The sequence below is a fragment of the Streptomyces sp. NPDC103540 genome, from assembly GCF_055584445.1.
Map to the genome: position 1 here is coordinate 595005 of NZ_JBVJMA010000001.1, position 19639 is coordinate 614643.

At 71.9% G+C, this 19639-nt stretch carries 14 protein-coding genes; 8 read left to right on the forward strand and 6 right to left on the reverse strand.

The features are described 5' to 3' along the window. Positions 1-388: 388 nt before the first annotated feature. Complete coding sequence (locus ACZ6ZI_RS02695) at positions 389-1684, reverse strand: ferredoxin reductase family protein (RefSeq protein ID WP_469514869.1); 1296 nt, start codon at positions 1682-1684, stop codon at positions 389-391. A gap of 157 nt (positions 1685-1841) precedes the next feature. On the opposite strand from ACZ6ZI_RS02695, the gene ACZ6ZI_RS02700 reads away from it, so the two are divergent. Genes ACZ6ZI_RS02700 through nirD form a run of 3 tightly spaced genes read left to right on the forward strand, consistent with a single transcriptional unit; the run spans position 1842 to position 6152 of the window. Further along, on the forward strand, positions 1842-3287 hold the full coding sequence (locus ACZ6ZI_RS02700; protein WP_469514873.1) for an NAD(P)/FAD-dependent oxidoreductase: 1446 nt from the start codon (positions 1842-1844) through the stop codon (positions 3285-3287). A 1-nt stretch (position 3288) separates the two neighbouring features. Then, positions 3289-5823 (forward strand): nitrite reductase large subunit NirB, encoded by a 2535-nt coding sequence (gene nirB / locus ACZ6ZI_RS02705; RefSeq protein WP_469514876.1) that lies wholly within the window; start codon positions 3289-3291, stop codon positions 5821-5823. Further along, positions 5820-6152 (forward strand): nitrite reductase small subunit NirD, encoded by a 333-nt coding sequence (gene nirD, locus ACZ6ZI_RS02710; protein WP_363060954.1) that lies wholly within the window; start codon positions 5820-5822, stop codon positions 6150-6152. The genes nirB and nirD overlap by 4 nt, the downstream gene beginning before the upstream one ends. Before the next feature lie 13 nt (positions 6153-6165). Here nirD and ACZ6ZI_RS02715 read toward each other — a convergent pair whose 3' ends face one another. Further along, positions 6166-6573 carry a VOC family protein gene (locus ACZ6ZI_RS02715; RefSeq protein WP_469514879.1) on the reverse strand — a complete coding sequence of 136 codons (408 nt, stop codon included), beginning with the start codon at positions 6571-6573 and terminating at the stop codon, positions 6166-6168. Positions 6574-6959: 386 nt separating this feature from the next. Here ACZ6ZI_RS02715 and ACZ6ZI_RS02720 point away from each other — a divergent pair, with 386 nt between their 5' ends. Beyond that, positions 6960-8120 carry an alkaline phosphatase PhoX gene (locus ACZ6ZI_RS02720; RefSeq protein ID WP_469514882.1) on the forward strand — a complete coding sequence of 387 codons (1161 nt, stop codon included), beginning with the start codon at positions 6960-6962 and terminating at the stop codon, positions 8118-8120. Positions 8121-8224: 104 nt separating this feature from the next. On the opposite strand, the gene ACZ6ZI_RS02725 is transcribed toward ACZ6ZI_RS02720, so the two are convergent. From ACZ6ZI_RS02725 to dusB, 3 genes are all read right to left on the reverse strand, one after another. Further along, a complete protein-coding gene (locus tag ACZ6ZI_RS02725) occupies positions 8225-9253 on the reverse strand; it encodes an ArsR/SmtB family transcription factor (protein WP_363061405.1) in 1029 nt (342 codons plus the stop codon). A 424-nt stretch (positions 9254-9677) separates the two neighbouring features. After that, positions 9678-12386, reverse strand: coding sequence for a pyruvate, phosphate dikinase (ppdK, locus tag ACZ6ZI_RS02730; protein WP_363061403.1), 2709 nt, complete (start codon positions 12384-12386; stop codon positions 9678-9680). Between the two features lie 366 nt (positions 12387-12752). After that, positions 12753-13895 carry a tRNA dihydrouridine synthase DusB gene (dusB, locus tag ACZ6ZI_RS02735; protein WP_363061402.1) on the reverse strand — a complete coding sequence of 381 codons (1143 nt, stop codon included), beginning with the start codon at positions 13893-13895 and terminating at the stop codon, positions 12753-12755. Between the two features lie 52 nt (positions 13896-13947). Here dusB and ACZ6ZI_RS02740 point away from each other — a divergent pair, with 52 nt between their 5' ends. From ACZ6ZI_RS02740 to ACZ6ZI_RS02755, 4 genes are all read left to right on the forward strand, one after another. Next, positions 13948-15399: an MFS transporter gene (locus ACZ6ZI_RS02740; RefSeq protein WP_469514887.1), complete on the forward strand. Its 1452-nt coding sequence runs from the start codon at positions 13948-13950 to the stop codon at positions 15397-15399. A gap of 116 nt (positions 15400-15515) precedes the next feature. Next, complete coding sequence (locus ACZ6ZI_RS02745) at positions 15516-16604, forward strand: aldo/keto reductase (RefSeq protein WP_469514890.1); 1089 nt, start codon at positions 15516-15518, stop codon at positions 16602-16604. 21 nt (positions 16605-16625) lie between these two features. Continuing rightward, complete coding sequence (locus ACZ6ZI_RS02750) at positions 16626-17219, forward strand: TetR/AcrR family transcriptional regulator (protein WP_363061397.1); 594 nt, start codon at positions 16626-16628, stop codon at positions 17217-17219. 134 nt (positions 17220-17353) lie between these two features. Beyond that, positions 17354-18124, forward strand: coding sequence for a VC0807 family protein (locus ACZ6ZI_RS02755; RefSeq protein ID WP_469514894.1), 771 nt, complete (start codon positions 17354-17356; stop codon positions 18122-18124). Between the two features lie 88 nt (positions 18125-18212). Here ACZ6ZI_RS02755 and ACZ6ZI_RS02760 read toward each other — a convergent pair whose 3' ends face one another. Then, complete coding sequence (locus ACZ6ZI_RS02760; protein ID WP_363061393.1) at positions 18213-19592, reverse strand: glycine--tRNA ligase; 1380 nt, start codon at positions 19590-19592, stop codon at positions 18213-18215. Between the last annotated feature and the right edge of the window lie 47 nt (positions 19593-19639).

A 19639-nucleotide genomic window follows, 5' to 3' on the forward strand; every position in this document is an offset into this window, starting at 1 on the left:
TCCGGAAACTTGCGCAAAGGTTGAGCTTTGCCGGGCGGGCATCCGGTCCGGGGCCGGCGGGGCGGCCGGTTCCACCAGGGCGGTCAGCGCGCTCGCCGCCACCACACTGGCCAGCCCGAGCCCCGCCGCGAGCCGCCGCGCGGGCGGTACGCGCGACAGCGCGGCGGCCCCGACCCGCCAGGCGGGCTCCCGACGGGGCTTGCGGTGCCGGGACCCGGCCGGCCCCGTCGGGGTCACGGGCACGGGGACGTGGAGCGGGTGGCGCATGGACGCGGGGCCTCTCGTGAGGGCGTGGCGGGGAGGGTGCGGCTCCGGCCCGGGGGGATCGCGGAGCGCGGGGTGCGCAAGGGCGCGGGGGCGCCCGGGGGCGGGTGGGGTGCGGCTCCGGTCAGGCGGTGAAGCACTCGGAGTGGACGTGCGCGGCCGGCACCCCGGCCCGCAGCAGCGCCGTTCGGGTCGCCTCCGCCATCCCCGGCGGCCCGCACAGGTACACGTCGTGCTCCGCCAGGTCCGGCACCAGCGCCGTCAAGGCCCGTGGTGCCAGCGGGTCCCAGGCGGCGTCGGAGGGCCCGAGGAGGTAGTGGAGGCCGGCTTGTCGCCCGGCGGCGATGGCCTCCAGCTCGGCGCGCAGGACGAGGTGCTCCTCGGCCCCGGCGCGGTAGAGCAGGGTGAGGTCCCCGGGCCCGCCGGGCAGCGTCTCGAACAGGGCCCGCAGCGGGGTGATCCCGACCCCGCCCGCGATCAGCAGCACCTTGCCGCGGGTGCGCCGGGCGGCCGTCAGCGCCCCGAACGGGCCGGTGGCCAGGACCCGCGTGCCGAGGCGCAGCCGCCGGATCCGCCGGGAGTGGCCGCCGAGCGCCTTGACGGTGATCCGCAGGCCTTCCTCGCCCACCGGGGCCGACAGCGAGAAGGGCAGGGCGGTGTACCACAGCCGCCGCTGGAGGAAGCGCCAGCGCAGGAACTGTCCGGGCTCGGCGCGCAGCTCCGCGAGGTGCCTGCCGCGGATGACGACGGAGACCACCCCGGGCCCCTCGCCGCGGACCTCGGCGACCCGCAGCCCGTGCCGCAGGGCCTGGCGTACGGGGACCACGGCGCGGTACCAGATCAGGAGCACCGTCACGACGGCGTGGGCGAGGGACCAGAACCAGGCGACGACCGCCAGGTCGGGGCCCGCGAGCTGGTGCCAGAAGCCAAGGGCGGCGGCGACGTGAACGAGGAGGTGGACCCCGCGCCAGGTCTCGTGCGGGAGCCGGCGGCGCACGGCGCGGGCGGAGGTCGCGCCGACCGCGACCAGCAGGGCCGTCGCGGCCGCGGCGGCGGCGAGCGCCGGGTAGCCGAGCAGGTCCCGGGCGGCCGAGAGCACGTCGACGCCCGCGTGGACGGCGTAACCGAGCAGGGCGAGGAGGCCGTGGGCGAAGCAGAGCGCGAGGACGTGCCGGCCGATCCGCGCGTGCAGGCGGGCGAGCCGGTCGGCGCCCACCCCGTGTTCGACGGCGGGGATCCTGGCCATGAGGAACAGCAGGACGAGGATCCCGTAGCCGGCGAGGAGGCCGGTGAGGTGGGCGGCCGTGGCGAAGAGCGCGTCGAGCCGGGCCGACGGGCGCACCTGGGCCGCCCAGAGCAGGACCACCAGCCCCGCCCCGCACACCGTCGCGCCCTCGACCCGCCCCGCCACATCTCGCATGGGGCCCACGCTAAGCGGCCCCGGACGGCTCCCGGCGGCCCTTAAGGCGGCCTTGAGGAAGGCCTCACGGACGCTTAACCACGGCGCTGAGGTCGGCGTTCCGTCCGGGTAACAGAAGCGATCCCGAGGAGAAACAGCCGGGCCGCACGCTCGTGCCATGACCTCGAACCAGCGTGTGGTGGTGATCGGCGGCGGCCTGGCCGGCCTTCGGCTCGCCGCGCGGCTGACCGGCGCCGACACGGGCGCGGGCCACGCCGCCGGCGCCCCGGCCCCGGACGTGACCGTCCTCGGCGAGGAGACGCGCGCCCCGTACAACCGGGTGCTGCTCGCCGAGGTCCTCGCGGGCCGCTACGCGCCCGAGGTGATCGCGCTCCCCCACCCCGGCCCGACGTTGCGCCGGGGTGTGCGGGCGGTGCGCGTCGACCGCGCGGAGCGGCTGGTCCACTGCGACGACGGCTCCGTGGAGCGGTACGACACCCTGGTGCTGGCCACCGGGTCGAACCCGGTGCTCCCGCCGCTGCGCGGCCTGTTCACCCCGCGGGGCCGGGAACTGCCCGAAGGGGTGCACGCGTTCCGCACCATGGACGACTGTCTGGCGTTGGCGGCGGCCGTACGTCCGGGCGTGCGCGCCGTGGTGATCGGCGGCGGGCTCCTGGGGGTGTCCGCGGCCCGCGCGCTGAGCGCCCGGGGCGCTCAGGTCGTCCTCGCGCAGCAGGCGGAGCGGCTGATGGAACGCCAGCTGGACGAGGACGCCTCGACGCTGCTGCACGCCCACCTGAGCGGCCTCGGCGTGGAGATCCACACCCGGTGCCGGGTCCGCGGCCTGATCACCACCGCCGACGCCCCCCGCACCACCACCGGCACCGCCGCCCGCACCGGCCGCGCCACCGCCGCCCCCCTCCGCACCGCCGCCCGCACCACCGCCCCGACCCGCGCCGACCCGACCCGCGCCGCCGAGGCCCCGGGCCGCCGCGAGGTCACCGGCGTGGAACTGGCCGACGGCTACCGGCTCGACGCCGACCTGGTCGTCCTCGCCTGCGGGGTGCGCCCCCGCGTCGGCCTCGCCCGGGCCGCCGGGATCGAGGTCCGCAAGGGCGTCGTGGTCGACGACCGGCTGCGCACCAGCGACCCCCGCGTCCACGCCATCGGCGACTGCGCCGAGCACGCGGGCCGGGTGTACGGACTGGCCGGCCCCGCCCTGGAACAGGCCGAGGCCCTCGCCGCCCTGCTGACCGCGGCCCCCGGCCCCGCCGACCCCACCGACCCCGCCGGCGGACCGGGCCGGTCGGGCCCGGACCGGCCCGCGTACGGCGGCACCCGCGCCCTCACCCGCCTCACCCTCACCACCCTCACCCCCGACGGCCCGGGCCACTTCGACCTCGCCGCCTTCGGCGAACCGACGCCGCTCCCCGGCGACGACGTGGTCCGCCTCGCCGACGCCACCCGCCGCACCTACCGCAAGGTCGTCGTCCGCGGCGACCGACTGGTCGGCGGGGTCCTGCTGGGCGAGCTCTCCACGGTGGGCGCGCTCGCCCGCACCTGGGAGGGCGACGAGACACCGCACGACCTGTTCCACCTGCTCACCGACGACGGAGGCCACTGAGATGACCGAGCCCCTGCCCGCGATCGTGTTGATCGGCCACGGCATGGTCGGCCAGCGCTACCTGGAGGCGCTCGCCGAGCGCGGGGCCACCGCCACGCACCGCGTCACCGTGCTCTGCGAGGAATCCCGCCCGGCCTACGACCGCGTCCACCTGACCTCGTACTTCTCGGGCAGCAGCCCCGAGGAGCTCTCCCTGACCCCGGACGGGTTCATGGAGCGCAACGGCATCGACCTGCGCCTCGGCGACCCCGCCGAGAGCATCGACCGCGACGCCCGCACCGTGACCTCCCGCTCCGGGCACGTGTTCCCGTACGACGTCCTGGTCCTGGCGACCGGCAGCCACCCCTTCGTGCCGCCCGTCCCCGGCAAGGACGCACCCGGCTGCTTCGTCTACCGCACCATCGAGGACCTCCTGGCCATCGAGGAGTACGCGAAGGGCCGCACCGGCGGCGCGGTCGTCGGCGGCGGGCTGCTCGGACTGGAGGCGGCGGGCGCGCTCCAGGGCCTCGGGCTGGCCACCCGGGTCGTGGAGTTCGCCCCGCGCCTGATGCCCGTACAGGTCGACGAGGGCGGTGGCGCAGCCCTGCTGCGCACGATCGAGTCGATGGGCCTGACCGTGCACACAGGCGTCGGCACGCAGGAGGTCCTCACCGGCGAGGACGGCCGCGTCAGCGGCATGCGGCTCTCGGACGGCTCCACCGTGGAGGCCGACCTCGTCGTCTTCTCCGCCGGGGTCCGCCCCCGCGACCAGCTGGCCCGCGACTGCGGGCTTCAGGTCGGCGAACGCGGCGGGATCGGCGTCGACTCCCGCTGCCGGACCTCCGACCCGCGCGTCTACGCCATCGGCGAGTGCGCGCTGGCCTGCGACGGCCGGGTCTACGGCCTGGTCGCGCCCGGCTACGAGATGGCCGAGACCGCAGCCGAGGACCTGCTCGGCCGCGAGAAGGAGTTCACCGGAGCCGACCTGTCCACCAAGCTGAAACTGCTCGGCGTGGACGTGGCCTCCTTCGGCGACGCGCACGGAGCCTCCCCCGACAGCCTGGACGTCGTCTGGTCCGACTCCCGCTCGGGGGTCTACAAGAAGCTCGTCGTCTCCCCCGACGGGGTCCTGCTCGGCGGCGTGCTCGTCGGCGACGCCGACTCCTACGGGCTGCTGCGCCCCCTGACGGGGAGCGTCCCGCCCGTCGCCCCCGAACAACTGGTGCTGCCGGCCGGACTCGGGCCCGCCGCGCAACTCGGCCCGTCGGCCCTGCCCGACAGCGCGGTGATCTGCTCCTGCCACAACGTCACGAAGAAGGCCGTCACCGCCTGCTCGACGCTGCCCGAGGTCAAGAAGTGCACCAAGGCCGGCACCGGCTGCGGCAGCTGCCTCAAGGTGATCGGCCAACTCCTGCCGGCCGCCGTGGACAAGGGGCTGTGCGGCTGCTTCCCGTACACCCGTGCCGAGCTCTACGAGATCGTCCGCACCCGGCGACTGACCTCCTACCGGGAGATCCTCGACGGCCACGGTCGCGAGGCGGCGCGCGGCGGCGACGGCTGCGAGGTGTGCAAGCCGACCGTCGGGTCCGTCATCGCCTCGCTCGCCCCCTCCCTGGGCGCCAGCGGCTACGTGCTCGACGGCGAGCAGGCCGCCCTCCAGGACACCAACGACCACTTCCTCGCCAACCTCCAGCGCAACGGCTCCTACTCGGTCGTCCCGCGGATCCCGGGCGGCGAGATCACCCCCGACAAGCTCATCGTGATCGGCGAGGTGGCCCGCGACTTCGGCCTCTACACGAAGATCACCGGCGGGCAGCGCATCGACCTCTTCGGCGCGAGCGTCGACCAGCTCCCCCGGATCTGGGCCCGCCTGGTCGACGCCGGGTTCGAGTCCGGGCACGCCTACGGCAAGGCCCTGCGGACGGTGAAGTCCTGCGTGGGGCAGACCTGGTGCCGCTACGGGGTCCAGGACAGCGTCCGCATGGCCATCGACCTGGAGCTGCGCTACCGGGGTCTGCGCGCCCCGCACAAGCTGAAGTCGGCGGTCTCCGGCTGCGCCCGCGAATGCGCCGAGGCGCAGAGCAAGGACTTCGGGGTCATCGCGACGGCGAGCGGCTGGAACCTCTACGTCGGCGGCAACGGCGGGGCCACCCCGCGCCACGCGGACCTCCTCGCCCAGGACCTGTCCGACGCCGAACTGATCCGGCTCATCGACCGGTTCCTGATGTTCTACATCCGCACCGCCGACCGGCTGGAGCGCACCTCGACCTGGCTGGACCGGATGGAGGGCGGCCTCGACCACCTGCGGGACGTCGTCGTGCACGACTCGCTGGGGCTGTGCTCCGAGCTGGAGGCGCTGATGGCCGACCACGTCGCCCACTACCGCGACGAGTGGGCCGAGACCCTCCGGGATCCGGAGCGGCTGAGCCGGTTCGTGTCCTTCGTCAACGCGCCGGGCGCGCCGGACCCGACGGTGCGGTTCGTGCCCGAACGCGACCAGGTCAAGCCCGACCTGGCCGTCCTGACCGTCCTGCCCGTGGGAGGTACCGTCCGATGACCGTCGAACTGAAGCTGTCCGAGGGCTGGCTGACCGTGTGCGCGCTGTCCTCCCTCACGCCCGGGCGCGGGGTCGCGGCCCTGCTGCCGGACGGGAGCCAGGCCGCGGTGTTCGTCGACCGCGCGGGGCGCCCGTACGCCATCGCCAACCAGGACCCCTTCACCGGGGCGCACGTGCTCTCCCGCGGGCTGGTGGGCTGCGCCGAGGGCCGGCCCTTCGTGGCCTCGCCGCTGCTCAAGCAGCGCTTCGACCTGGAGTCGGGGCGCTGCCTGGACGACGAGGAGGTGGCGGTCCGGACGTATCCGGTGCGGACCGCCGCCGGCTCGTAGGGGCCGGGGCCGGTCAGCCCTGGACCACGGAAGGGTCCATCCACATGATCTCCCAGGTGTGCCCGTCGAGGTCGTCGAAGGCGCGCCCGTACATGACGCCGTGGTCCTGCGCGGGACGGGGCTCCGTGGCCCCGGCGGCCAGGGCGCCGTCGACCAGGCCGTCCACGGCGGCGCGGCTCTCGGCGCTGAGACACAGGAGCACCTGGGAGGTGGTCCGGGCGTCGGCGATGGCCTTGTGGGTGAAGTCCTTGTAGCGGGCCTCGGTGAGGAACATGGCGACGATGGTGTCGCTGATCGGCATGGAGGCGCAGTTCTCGTCGCTGAACTGGGCGTTGAAGGTGTAGCCGAGCTTGCCCCAGAAGGCCTTGGTCGCCTCCAGATCCTTGACGGGCAGGTTGACGAAGATCATGGTGGCGGACATTGCGGTCCCTCTTCCCTCGGTGTGCCGTGCGCCCGTGTGTCGGGCGCTTTCGAGAGGTAGACCGGCGGCCGCGGAAGAACTCATCGGCGTTGGCGAGATTTCTTCGAAGTTTTTTCCGAGGGTCGGATCACCGCAGGTCACAGGGGTGGCCGGAGGGTCCCGGGAGCTCCGTGGGGCCGCCGGGGCCGTCGGGGGCGGGTGGGGCCTCGGCAGGCCGCGGAGGGACGCCCGTCCTGCCGAAGTCGTCGCGGGGGGATTGACCCCGTGCCGGTCGCTCCCGCGTCATGAGGAGTTGATGTGACGTCAACTCGACGCCTCTAGGTTCCTCGACGCGTGCGACCCCGCGCCCGACCGGGCGCGGGGCTCCCCCTCCCTCAGGAGTGACCGTGGAACGTCGTACCTTCCTGCGCGGTGCCGTGATCGGCTCCTCGGCGGCCGCCTTCGGCGGCACCCTCATGCACGGGGCCGCCTACGCGGCGCCCGCCCAGCCCGGAGCGGGCCCGTACGGGGCGCTGGGCGCGGCGGACGCGAACGGCGTCATGCTGCCGGCGGGCTTCACCAGCCGGGTGGTCGCGCGCTCCGGCCAGACCGTCCCGGGCACCTCCTACTCCTGGCACAGCGCCCCCGACGGCGGCGCGTGCTTCGCCGACGGCTCGGGCTGGATCTACGTGTCGAACTCGGAGATCAACCCGAGCGGCGGCGCGAGCGCGATCCGCTTCGACTCCTCCGCGAACGTCACCGGCGCCTACCGGATCCTGTCGAACACGCGGCAGAACTGCGCGGGCGGCAAGACCCCGTGGAACACCTGGCTGTCCTGCGAGGAGGTCAGTCGCGGCTTCGTCTACGAGACGGACCCGTACGGGGTGAACGCCTCCGTCCAGCGCCCGGCGATGGGCCAGTTCAAACACGAGGCGGCCGCCGCCGACCCGGTCCGCAAGGTGATCTACCTGACGGAGGACGAGAGCGACGGCTGCTTCTACCGCTTCGTGCCGACCACCTGGGGGAACCTGTCCTCGGGCACGCTCCAGGTGCTCAAGGCCTCCACCGCCACCTCGGGCTCCTTCACCTGGGCCAACGTCCCGGACCGCGACGGCTCGCCCACCGCCACCCGCAGCCAGGTGTCGGGCGCGAAGAAGTTCAACGGCGGCGAGGGCTGCCACTACGCGAACGACACCGTCTGGTTCACCACCAAGGGCGACAACCGCGTGTGGCGGCTGAACCTGGCGAACAGCACCTACGAGCTGACCTACGACGACTCCCTCGTACCCGGCGGCGCGGCCCCGCTGACCGGCGTGGACAACGTGACCGGGTCCTCGTACGGCGACCTGTACATCGCCGAGGACGGCGGCAACATGGAGATCTGCCTGATCACCCCGGACGACGTGGTGGCGCCGTTCCTGCGGATCACGGGCCAGTCCTCCTCGGAGATCTGCGGTCCGGCCTTCTCCCCCGCGGGCAACCGGCTGTACTTCAGCAGCCAGCGCGGTACGAGCGGCAGCTCCACCGGGGGGATCACCTACGAGGTCACCGGCCCGTTCCGGGTCTGAGGCCGGGCGGGGGCCGCGGGCGCGGCGGCGAGGTGCGGCCCTCGGGCGGGCCGCCACCGCCGCCCCGGACCGCCCTCGGGCGCCGCGCGGACGCCCCGCGGGTGTCAGGACACCACGGCGCCGCCCTTGAGGAGGGCGGCGCCGAGCGGCGTGACGGTGTGCAGGACCGCGTTGCCGTGGCGCAGCGTGGTCACGAGCCCGGCCTCGCGCATCACGCAGGCGTGCTGGCTCGCGGAGGCCAGGGAGACCCCGGCGCGGCGGGCCAGTTCGCTGGTGGTGGCACCGTCGCCGATGGCCCGCAGCACCACGGAGCGGGTGTGCCCGACGAGCTTGCCCAGGGTCCGCTGGCGCAGCTCCTCCGCCGGGCGGGCTGCCTCGCCGGCCGCGGCCGCCGAGACCAGCTGGGCGGCGGCCGGGTAGACCAGCACGGGCGGCAGCTCGGGGTCGTGCAGGGTCACGGCGGTGCGCCGGCAGAAGAAGGACGGCTGGAGCAGCAGCCCGCGTCCGCGCAGCCGTACGTCCCGGTCCACGGGGTACTCGCACTCCAGGACCGGCGCCCGCCAGCGCAGCATGGGCGGCAGCGAGGCCAGCAGCTCGTCGGCGCCGCCGTCGAGCAGGGCCCGGCCCCGGGCGGCGCGCTCCGCCTCTATCTGGGCCTGGATGTGCGTCCAGTAGGGCTCCACGGCGGCCCGGTGGTAGCCGCGGAGTTCGCCGAGGAGCCTGGGGAGGTGTTTGGTGCCCCCGTCCAGGAATTCCCTCAGGCGGGTGGGCGGCGGCGTCCCGAAGGCCGCTCCGAAGCCGCTGCCGGCGCCCGCGCCGACGAGGGACAGCTCGCGCCGCAGCCGCTCGGGACGCAGTCCCCGCAGGGCGTCGAGGCCCATGTCCCACCCGTACTGACCCTCGGTGGGCGTCAGAAAATCCGGGAAATAGCCGCGCGCCGGTATCAAGGCGCCGAGCAGCCTTGTTTCACTATTCAACCGGCTGCGCGTTTCCGTACGCCATTCGCCGAACAGCCGGGCGTCACGCCGGTCTCTTAAGCGATGAAAACTAAGAATCGTTTCCCACAACGCATCGGGACGCCCTGCCATCCGTACGCGTGCCAGGTCCACTCCAGTGAAATGGATACGAAGCACCGAACCCCCACCTGTGCAACCGCAATCCCCCCGCCCCATGAGTATGCATGCCGTCACACGTGGTCACCACGCCCTTTCGGCCACAGTTGAAACCCCTTTCGGCAGGGGCGTGACAAGCGAAATCCTGTACTCCGCCGGGCACACTCCGGTGCGACCGAAACGCTCCGCGAAGGCCGTGGGGGGCTTTGCGGGGCCTGGCGGTCGGTCGCATCGGGAAGCGCCGACGTGTCCGGCGGATAGGCGTCAGGCGGTGGACGGGTGGGGATCCGTCCACCGCCTGGTGCCGTAAAGACTTTGTTGAATACCCGCCCCATGTTGCTTCGAATAGAAGGATGCGCCCGCCCCCGGAGGTCAGGGACCGGGGGCGGGCGCTACCGCCGCGGGCTTCGTGGGACCGCGGCGGTGATCGGGGGCCGGGCGGGGCTCAGCGGCTGTCGGAGCCCTTGGCCTCGGCGGCGGCGCGGCCGGCCTCCAGGCGCGCCACCGGGATGCGGAACGGCGAGCAGGAGACGTAGTCGAGGCCGACCTCGTGGAAGAAGTGCACCGACTCCGGGTCGCCGCCGTGCTCGCCGCAGACGCCGAGCTTGAGGTCGGGACGGGTGGCGCGACCCTGCTCGACCGCGTGGCGCACGAGCGAGCCGACGCCGTCCTTGTCGATGGTCTCGAACGGCGAGACCCCGAAGATGCCCTTCTCCAGGTACGCGGTGAAGAAGCTGGCCTCGACGTCGTCGCGGGAGAAGCCCCACACCGTCTGGGTCAGGTCGTTCGTGCCGAAGGAGAAGAACTGCGCGGCCTCGGCGATCTGCGCGGCCGTCAGGGCGGCGCGCGGCAGCTCGATCATCGTGCCGATGGAGAGCTTGAGGGTGGTGCCGGTGGCGGCCTCGATCTCGGCGATGACCGCGTCGGCCTCCTCGCGGACGATCTCCAGCTCCTGGACGGTACCGACGAGCGGGATCATGATCTCGACGCGCGGGTCGCCCTTGGCGTTCTTGCGCTCGGCCGCGGCCTCGGCGATCGCCCGGACCTGCATGGCGAACAGCCCGGGGATGACCAGGCCGAGGCGGACGCCGCGCAGACCCAGCATCGGGTTCTGCTCGTGCAGCTTGTGCACGGCCTGGAGCAGGCGCAGGTCGTTCTCGTTGGCGTCCTTGCGGGACTCGGCGAGGGCGACGCGCACCGACAGCTCGGTGATGTCGGGCAGGAACTCGTGCAGCGGCGGGTCGAGGAGGCGGACGGTGACGGGCAGGCCGTCCATCGCCTCGAACAGCTCGACGAAGTCCTTCTTCTGGAGCGGCAGCAGGGCCGAGAGGGCGCCCTCGCGCTCCTCCTCGGTGTCCGCGAGGATCAGGCGCTCGACCATCTCGCGGCGCTCGCCGAGGAACATGTGCTCGGTGCGGCACAGGCCGATGCCCTGGGCGCCGAAGCGACGGGCGCGCAGCGCGTCCTCGGCGTTGTCGGCGTTGGCGCGCACCCGCAGGCGGCGGACGCGGTCCGCGTACGCCATGATCCGGTGCACGGCGGCGACGAGCTCGTCGGCGTCGTCGGCGCCGGCGTGCATGCGGCCCTCGAAGTACTCGACGACCGGGGACGGTACGACGGGTACCTCGCCGAGGTACACCTTGCCGGTGGAGCCGTCGATGGAGACGACGTCGCCCTCTTCGATGACGATGTCGCCGACGGTCATGCGGCGGCGCTTGGTGTCGACGTCGAGTTCCTCGGCGCCGCAGACGCAGGTCTTGCCCATGCCGCGGGCGACGACGGCGGCGTGCGAGGTCTTGCCGCCGCGCGAGGTCAGGATGCCCTCGGAGGCGATCATGCCGTCGAGGTCGTCGGGGTTGGTCTCGCGGCGGATCAGGATGACCTTCTCGCCGGAACGGGACCACTTGACGGCCGTGTACGAGTCGAAGACGGCCTTGCCGACCGCCGCGCCCGGGGAGGCGGCGATGCCGCGGCCCAGCAGCTCGGTCTTCGCGTCCTCGTCGAAGCGCGGGAACATCAGCTGCGCCAGCTGGTGGCCCGTGACGCGCTGGAGGGCCTCGGCCTCGGTGATCAGGCCCTGGTCCACGAGCTGCGTGGCGATGCGGAAGGCGGCGCCCGCGGTGCGCTTGCCGACGCGGGTCTGGAGCATCCACAGCTGGCCGCGCTCGATGGTGAACTCGATGTCGCAGAGATCCTTGTAGTGGGTCTCCAGCGTCTCCATGATCGTCATGAGCTGGTCGTACGAGGCCTTGTCGATGGCCTCCAGGTCACCCAGCGGGACGGTGTTGCGGATGCCCGCGACGACGTCCTCGCCCTGGGCGTTCTGCAGGTAGTCGCCGTACACGCCGGCGTGGCCGCTGGCCGGGTCACGGGTGAAGGCGACGCCGGTGCCCGAGTCGGGGCCGAGGTTGCCGAAGACCATGGAGCAGATGTTGACCGCAGTGCCCAGGTCGCTCGGGATGCGCTCCTGGCGGCGGTAGAGCTTCGCGCGGTCGGTGTTCCACGAGTTGAAGACGGCCTCGACGGCGAGGTCGAGCTGCTCGCGGGCGTCCTGCGGGAACTCGCGGCCGGCCTCCTTCGCGACGATCTTCTTGAAGACCTTGACCAGCTTCTTGAGGTCGGCGGCGTCGAGGTCGGTGTCGACGGTGACCTTCTTGGCGGCCTTGGCGTCGTCGAGGGCGTCCTCGAAGAGCTCGCCCTCGACGCCGAGGACGGTCTTGCCGAACATCTGGATCAGGCGGCGGTACGAGTCCCACGCGAAGCGCTCGTTGCCGGCCTGGGTGGCGAGTCCGGTGACGGACTCGTCGGAGAGGCCGATGTTGAGGACCGTGTCCATCATGCCGGGCATGGAGAACTTCGCGCCGGAGCGCACGGAGACCAGCAGCGGGTCGTCCGACTGGCCGAGCTTCTTGCCCATCTTCGCCTCGAGGGCGGCGAGGTGCGCGCTGACCTCGTCGCGCAGCTCGGCCGGCGCCGAACCGCTCTCCAGGTAGACCTTGCAGGCCTCGGTGGTGATGGTGAAGCCGGGAGGGACGGGGAGACCCAGGTTGGTCATCTCGGCGAGGTTGGCTCCCTTGCCGCCGAGAAGGTCCTTGAGGTCCCGGTTGCCCTCGGTGAAGTCGTAGACGAACTTCTGATCTTTGTTTTCCGACACGGGTCTCGACTCCTCGAGGACTCGGGTGGCTGCCCTGACGGCCAGGAACATACCCAGATCGAAGGCTTCTGGGTATGTCCACTTGGCTGTCATACGGCCGTAACCACCCGTGCGCCACCGGATCGAAAGTAACCCACGGGTAATCAGAACGTACGAACAGCCTTCACATCCCGAAGGGTGAGGTGCCCACAGGGGCCTGATTGCGCTCGGATGAGCGATCATCGATACATTTGCGTTCAAGTCTTGAACGCACAAAGGGTGGCACCCAGTGCCACCCTTTGAAAGTCTTACCCGTGACCTTTGCGCTCATCTGAGCGAAACATCAATCATGCGTGGCGTATATCACGCCCCGCCGAGGGCGATTTGTCAGCCTCCGGAGGTGTCCAGCTCGGCGTCCTCGCTCACGCCGGCGCAGTCGTAGGGATCCTTCAACCAGCCGTCGGGCAGGACAACCCGGTTGTTTCCGGACGTCCGTCCCCGCGGGCCGTCGGCACCGTCAGGCCAGGCTTGATCCAGATCGAGCTCGCTCAGATGAGCGTCCAGCTCGGCCAGGGAGGAGGTGACCGCCAGCTTGCCCCGCATCTCGGAACCGACGGCGAAGCCCTTGAGGTACCAGGCCACGTGCTTACGGAAGTCGATCACCCCGCGCGCCTCGTCGCCGATCCACTCCCCCAGCAGCTGCGCGTGGCGCAGCATGGTCGCCGCGACCTCGCGCAGGGTCGGCTTGTGGAAGTCCTCGGGACGCCCCTCGAAGGCCGCGACCAGGTCGTTGAACAGCCACGGCCGCCCCAGGCAGCCCCGCCCGACGACCACGCCGTCACAGCCGGTCTCGCGGACCATGCGCAGCGCGTCCTCGGCGCACCAGATGTCGCCGTTGCCGAGTACGGGAATCTCCGGGACGTGCTCCTTCAGGCGCGCGATGGCGTCCCAGTCGGCGGTGCCGCCGTAGTGCTGGGCGGTGGTCCGTCCGTGCAGGGCGATGGCGGTCACGCCCTCCTCGACGGCGATGCGGCCCGCGTCGAGGTAGGTGAGGTGCTCGTCGTTGATGCCCTTGCGCATCTTCATCGTCACCGGCAGGTCGCCGGCGCCCGCGACGGCCTCGCGCAGGATCGCGCGCAGCAGGTTGCGCTTGTAGGGCAGGGCCGAGCCGCCGCCCTTGCGGGTCACCTTGGGGACCGGGCAGCCGAAGTTCAGGTCGATGTGGTCGGCGCGGTCCTCTTCGACGATCATGCGGACGGCCTTGCCGACCGTCGCCGGGTCCACCCCGTACAGCTGAATCGAGCGGGGCTTTTCCGTCTCGTCGAAGTGGATCAGCTGCATGGTCTTGTCGTTGCGCTCGACCAGGGCGCGGGTCGTGATCATCTCGCTGACGAACAGCCCCTTGCCGCCCGAGAACTCGCGGCAGAGGGTACGGAACGGGGCATTGGTGATGCCCGCCATCGGTGCGAGCACCACCGGGGGCTGCACGGTGTGCGGGCCGATCGAGAGGGGCGGGGGGAGCGTGGTCATCCCCCCATTCTCCCGCACGCGGGGTTCGTTAGTTATCCGTACTATCGGCGGCATGCATCACATGAGTCGTGGACGGCGCCTGCTCGTCCTGGCGATCTGCTGCACGAGCCTGCTGATCGTCAGCCTCGACAACACCGTCCTGAACGTGGCCCTCCCGGCGATCCGGCGCGATCTGGACGCCTCCGTCTCCGGCATGCAGTGGACGATCGACGCGTACACCCTGGTCCTCGCCTCGCTGCTGATGCTGGCCGGTTCCACCGGTGACCGGATCGGGCGGCGCAGGGTCTTCGCCTGGGGCCTGGTCCTCTTCACGGCCGGCTCCCTGCTGTGCTCCCTGGCGCCGAGCCTGGAATGGCTGATCGTCTTCCGGATGATCCAGGCGGTCGGCGGCTCGATGCTCAATCCCGTCGCCATGTCGATCATCACCAACACCTTCACGGACCCCAGGGAACGTGCCCGCGCGATCGGCGTCTGGGGCGCGGTGGTCGGCATCTCCATGGCCGCCGGACCGCTGATCGGCGGCCTGCTGGTGGACACCGTGGGCTGGCGGTCCATCTTCTGGATCAACCTCCCCGTGGGTTTGCTCGCCCTCGTGCTGACCTTGCGCTACATCCCCGAGTCCCGCTCCGAGCACCCGCGCCGGCCGGACCCGGTGGGGCAGCTGCTGATCGTGGCGCTGCTCGGCTCGGTGACGTACGCGATCATCGAGGCCCCGACCCTGGGCTGGTCCTCACCCGCGATCATCGGGTGCTCGCTGGCCGCCGTGGCCGCGCTGACGGCCCTGCTGGTCTACGAGCCCCGGCGGGAGGAGCCGCTGATCGACCCGCGGTTCTTCCGCAGCGCCCCCTTCAGCGGGGCGACGGTGATCGCGGTCTGCGCCTTCGCGGCGCTGTCCGGGTTCCTCTTCCTGAACACCCTGTACCTCCAGGAGGTGCGGGAGCTGGACGCCCTGGACGCGGGGCTGTGGATGCTGCCCATGGCCACCTTCGCCTTCCTGTGCGCGCCGGTGTCGGGGCGGCTGGTCGGCACCAAGGGGCCGCGGCTGCCGCTGCTGATCGCGGGCGTGACGATGGCGGCGAGCGGGCTGCTGTTCGCCGCGTTCTCGGCGGAGGGCGACACGACGCTGATGTTCGCCGGGTACGTGTTGTTCGGCATCGGCTTCGGGCTGGTCAACGCGCCGATCACCAATACGGCGGTGTCCGGGATGCCGCGTTCCCAGGCGGGGGTCGCGGCCGCGGTGGCCTCGACGAGCCGGCAGACCGGCGGGGCGCTGGGCGTCGCGGTGATCGGCGCGGTGCTGGCGGGCGGGACGGCGGGCGGCGCGGACTTCGTGACGGCGGCCCGGCCCGCCTGGTGGATCATCACCGCGCTCGGGCTGGTGACCCTGGTCGTGGGCGCCGCGACCACCGGGCCCTGGGCGCGGGCGACGGCCGCGCGCACGGCCCGCGAGCTGGATCCGGGGCCGCCCGCCCCGGATCCGGTGGGCGCTCCCCCGCGCGTCTGACAGCGACGCTTCCCGCTCCTCCCCTTCCCCGCCCCGTGCGGGGCCGATCCGCGGCACCCTCATCCTGACGGGTGACAGATATTGAAATCTGTCACCCGTCATGCCATTCTCTTCTCATGACGACTGACGCGAACACCGCATCCGCATCCGTATCCGCTTCTGCTTCCGCCTCCGGCGCGGCTTCCGCCGCCGCCACCCGCCGGCTCGGCGCCGGCGGCCCCGAGGTCTTCCCCCTGGGTCTGGGCTGCATGGGCATGTCCGCGCTCTACGGGGACGCCGACCGCGCCGAATCCCTCGCGACGCTGCACGCCTACCTCGAAGCCGTGCCCGCGGGCGTGAGCCCCCTGCTCGACACCGGCGACTTCTACGGAATGGGACACAACGAGCTGCTCATCGCGGAGGCCCTGCGCACCGCGCCGGCGGCCTCCCGCGAGCGGGCGCTGACCAGCGTCAAGTTCGGCGCCCTGCGGACCGTCGAGGGCGGCTTCACCGGGTACGACGGCCGCCCCGAGGCCGTCAGGAACTTCCTGGCGTACTCCCTCCAGCGGCTCGGCCGCGACCACATCGACGTCTACCGGATCGCCCGGGTGGACCCGGACGTGCCGATTGAGGAGACGGTGGGGGCCATCGCCGACGCCGTCCGCGCCGGGCACGTGCGTCACATCGGCCTCTCCGAGGTCGGCGCGGACACCCTGCGCCGCGCTGCCGCCGTGGCCCCGATCTCCGACCTCCAGATCGAGTACTCCCTGATCTCCCGGGGCATCGAGGAGGAGATCCTGCCGACCGCCCGCGAGTTGGGCATAGGCGTCACGGCGTACGGGGTGCTCTCCCGAGGCCTGATCAGCGGGCACTTCGGCCGCGACCGCGCACTGGCCCCCAACGACTTCCGCGGCATGAGCCCCCGGTTCCAGGGCGACAACCTGCACCGCAACCTCGACCTGGTCGAGGCCCTGCGCAAGGTCGCCGAGGAGAAGGGGGTGACGGTGGCGCAGATCGCGATCGCCTGGGTGCTCTCCCGGGGCGAGGACATCGTGCCGCTCGTCGGCGCCCGTCGCCGGGACCGGCTGGCCGAGGCACTGGGTGCCATGCAGGTGGAGCTGACCCCGGCGGACCTCGTCGCCATCGAGGAAGCGGTCCCGCAGGGCTCCGCCGCCGGCGAGCGCTACCCGGCCGCCCAGATGGCCCACCTCGACAGCGAACACTGATCCGGCTGTACGGTCGTACCCATGCCACCCGCTGCCGCCGAGCCCCTGACCCCCGAGCGCATCCTCGAGACCACCGAGGAGGTGCTGCGCCGCTACGGCCCCACCAAGGCGACCGTGGTGGACGTGGCGCGGGCGCTGGGCGTCAGCCACGGCAGCGTCTACCGGCACTTCCCGTCGAAGGCGGCGCTGCGCGAGGCCGTCACGGACCGGTGGCTCGCCAAGAGCGTCGTGATGCTGGAGGCCATCGCCTCCACGCCCGACGCCTCGGCCCCGTCCCGGTTGGAGTCGTGGCTGGAGGCCCTCTTCGAGGCCAAGCGCCACAAGGCGGGGGACGACCCCGAGCTGTTCGCGACGTACACGGTCCTGCTCGCCGAGAACAGCGGCGTGGTCGACGCCCACCTGGGCGAGTTGATCGACCAGCTGGCGCGGATCATCGCGGAGGGCGTGGAGGCCGGCACGCTGGCCGCGCCGGACGCCCCGGCCGCCGCCCGCGCCGTCTTCGACGCCACGAGCCGCTTCCACGATCCGCAGTACGCGCCGGAGTGGGTATCACCGACGATCATCGCCGAGTTCGAGGCGGTCACGGCCCTGCTGATCCGGGGCCTGCGCGTCTGAGGCCGGGCGCCCGCGTCCGGAGCCCGCCCTCCGGACGGCTTGGCGATCATTTTGACGATTTCCGGCTTGTACATGTCATCGGGCTGTCCCTACGGTCCCCGTACCGCACCCATCAGGTACGCAACGGGGGAAGCATGTCCAGCACTTCAGCGGCACCCGATCGACCGGCACCACCCACTCGTTCCGGGGCCGCCACCGCCGCCGGTTGGATCCTGACGATCTGCCTCAACGTGGTCGCGCCGATCGTCACCTACAACGTGCTCAAGGGCCAGGGGTGGAGCGACTTCGCCGCGCTGCTGGCCGGCGGCGCCTGGCCGGTGATCGACAGCGTCATCCACGTGGCCTGGCGTCGCAAGCTCGACGAGTTCGCCGTCGTGGCCCTGGTGTTCCTGGTGATCACGGCCGTCGTCTCGCTCGTCGGCGCCCACTCGGCCCACGCCCTGCTCCTCAAGGACTCCGGCGTGACCGCCCTGTTCGGGCTGCTCTGCCTGGCGACGCTCCTCGCGCCGCGCCCGCTGATGTTCTACTTCGGCCGCAAGTTCGCCACCGACGGCACGCCCGAGAGCACCGCCTGGTGGAACGGCCTGTGGCAGTACGAGAACTTCCGCACCACCATGCGCACGATGACCCTGGTCTGGGGCGTGGCCTACGTGGCCGAGGCCCTGGTCCGGGTCGCGCTGTCCTTCGTCCTCGACATCTCCACCATGGTCACGATCAGCCCGTTCATGATCTACGCGACGCTGGGCGGCCTGGCCGTGTGGACGGCCCGCTACGGCAAGCGCTCCCAGGCCGAGGGCGAGCGCCGCTCCGCCGAGGCGGCCGCCCGGGAGACGGCGGAGCGGGAGGCGGCGGCCCGCGAGGACGTCTCCGCCGCGACTCCCCCGCACGGGGGCCCCGCGGCCTGACCCGCCGCGCGACGGCGGGCGGAACGCGAAAGACCGGTGGCCCGGTGCGCGACGCGCACCGGGCCACCGGTCTTCGTACGGCGGGTTCCTAGCAGCCGAGCAGGCGGCTGGCCAGGTAGCTCTGGATCTGGTCCAGGGAGACGCGCTCCTGCTTCATGGTGTCGCGCTCGCGCACGGTCACCGCGTTGTCGTCCAGGGTGTCGAAGTCGACGGTGACGCAGAACGGCGTACCGATCTCGTCCTGGCGACGGTAACGACGGCCGATGGCGCCCGCGTCGTCGAACTCGATGTTCCAGTTCTTGCGCAGGTCGGCCGCGAGGCCCTTGGCCTTGGGCGACAGCTGGGCGTTGCGCGACAGCGGCAGGACGGCGACCTTGACGGGCGCCAGGCGCGGGTCGAGGCGCATGACGGTGCGCTTCTCCATGACGCCCTTGGCGTTCGGGGCCTCGTCCTCGTTGTACGCGTCGAGCATGAAGGCGAGCATGGCGCGGTTGACACCGGCCGCCGGCTCGATGACGTACGGCGTGTAGCGCTCGTTCGCCTCCTGGTCGAAGTAGGTGAGGTCCTGGCCGGAGGCGGCGGAGTGGGCCTTCAGGTCGTAGTCCGTGCGGTTGGCCACGCCCTCCAGCTCGGAGAACTCGGTGCCACCGAAGTTGAAGCGGTACTCGATGTCGGCGGTGCGCTTCGAGTAGTGCGACAGCTTCTCCGCCGGGTGCTCGTACCAGCGGATGTTCTCCTCGCGGATGCCGAGGTCGCGGTACCAGTTCCACCGCTCCTGCATCCAGTACTCCTGCCACTGCTCGTCCTCGCCCGGCTTGACGAAGAACTCCATCTCCATCTGCTCGAACTCGCGCGTGCGGAAGATGAAGTTGCCCGGCGTGATCTCGTTGCGGAAGGACTTGCCCATCTGCGCGATGCCGAACGGGGGCTTCTTGCGCGAAGTGGTCTGGACCTGGGCGAAGTTGGTGAAGATGCCCTGGGCGGTCTCGGGGCGCAGGTACGCCTTCGAGCCGGTGTCCTGGGTCGGGCCGAGGTGGGTCTCCAGCATGCCGGAGAACTGCTTGGGCTCGGTGAACTGGCCCTTGACGCCACAGTTCGGGCAGTTGACGTCGGCGAGGCCGTTCGCGGGGACGCGGCCGTGCTTGGCCTCGTACGCCTCTTCCAGGTGGTCGGCACGCTGACGCTTGTGACACGAGGTGCACTCGGTGAGCGGGTCGGAGAAGGTCGCGACGTGACCGGAGGCCACCCACACCTCGGGGGCCAGGATCACGGAGGAGTCGAGGCCGACGATGTCCTCACGCCCGGTGACCATCGCCTTCCACCACTGGCGCTTGATGTTCTCCTTGAGCTCGACACCGAGCGGGCCGTAGTCCCAGGCAGCCCTGGTGCCGCCGTAGATCTCACTGCAAGGGAAAACGAAGCCACGGCGCTTGCTCAGGCTGACGATGGTTTCGATCTTGTCGGCCACGGTGCTCTCTTCATTACGAGGACGAACGGCGAATGCCTTAGGTTACC

Coding starts and splice junctions, on each gene's coding strand:
- nirB (WP_469514876.1), top strand. CDS start 3,289: ATGACCGAGCCCCTGCCCGCGATCGTGTTGATCGGCCACGGCATGGTC.
- dusB (WP_363061402.1), bottom strand. CDS start 13,895: ATGACCACGCTCCCCCCGCCCCTCTCGATCGGCCCGCACACCGTGCAG.
- nirD (WP_363060954.1), top strand. CDS start 5,820: ATGACCGTCGAACTGAAGCTGTCCGAGGGCTGGCTGACCGTGTGCGCG.
- ACZ6ZI_RS02750 (WP_363061397.1), top strand. CDS start 16,626: ATGCCACCCGCTGCCGCCGAGCCCCTGACCCCCGAGCGCATCCTCGAG.
- ACZ6ZI_RS02745 (WP_469514890.1), top strand. CDS start 15,516: ATGACGACTGACGCGAACACCGCATCCGCATCCGTATCCGCTTCTGCT.
- ACZ6ZI_RS02755 (WP_469514894.1), top strand. CDS start 17,354: ATGTCCAGCACTTCAGCGGCACCCGATCGACCGGCACCACCCACTCGT.
- ACZ6ZI_RS02695 (WP_469514869.1), bottom strand. CDS start 1,684: ATGCGAGATGTGGCGGGGCGGGTCGAGGGCGCGACGGTGTGCGGGGCG.
- ACZ6ZI_RS02715 (WP_469514879.1), bottom strand. CDS start 6,573: ATGTCCGCCACCATGATCTTCGTCAACCTGCCCGTCAAGGATCTGGAG.
- ACZ6ZI_RS02740 (WP_469514887.1), top strand. CDS start 13,948: ATGCATCACATGAGTCGTGGACGGCGCCTGCTCGTCCTGGCGATCTGC.
- ACZ6ZI_RS02700 (WP_469514873.1), top strand. CDS start 1,842: ATGACCTCGAACCAGCGTGTGGTGGTGATCGGCGGCGGCCTGGCCGGC.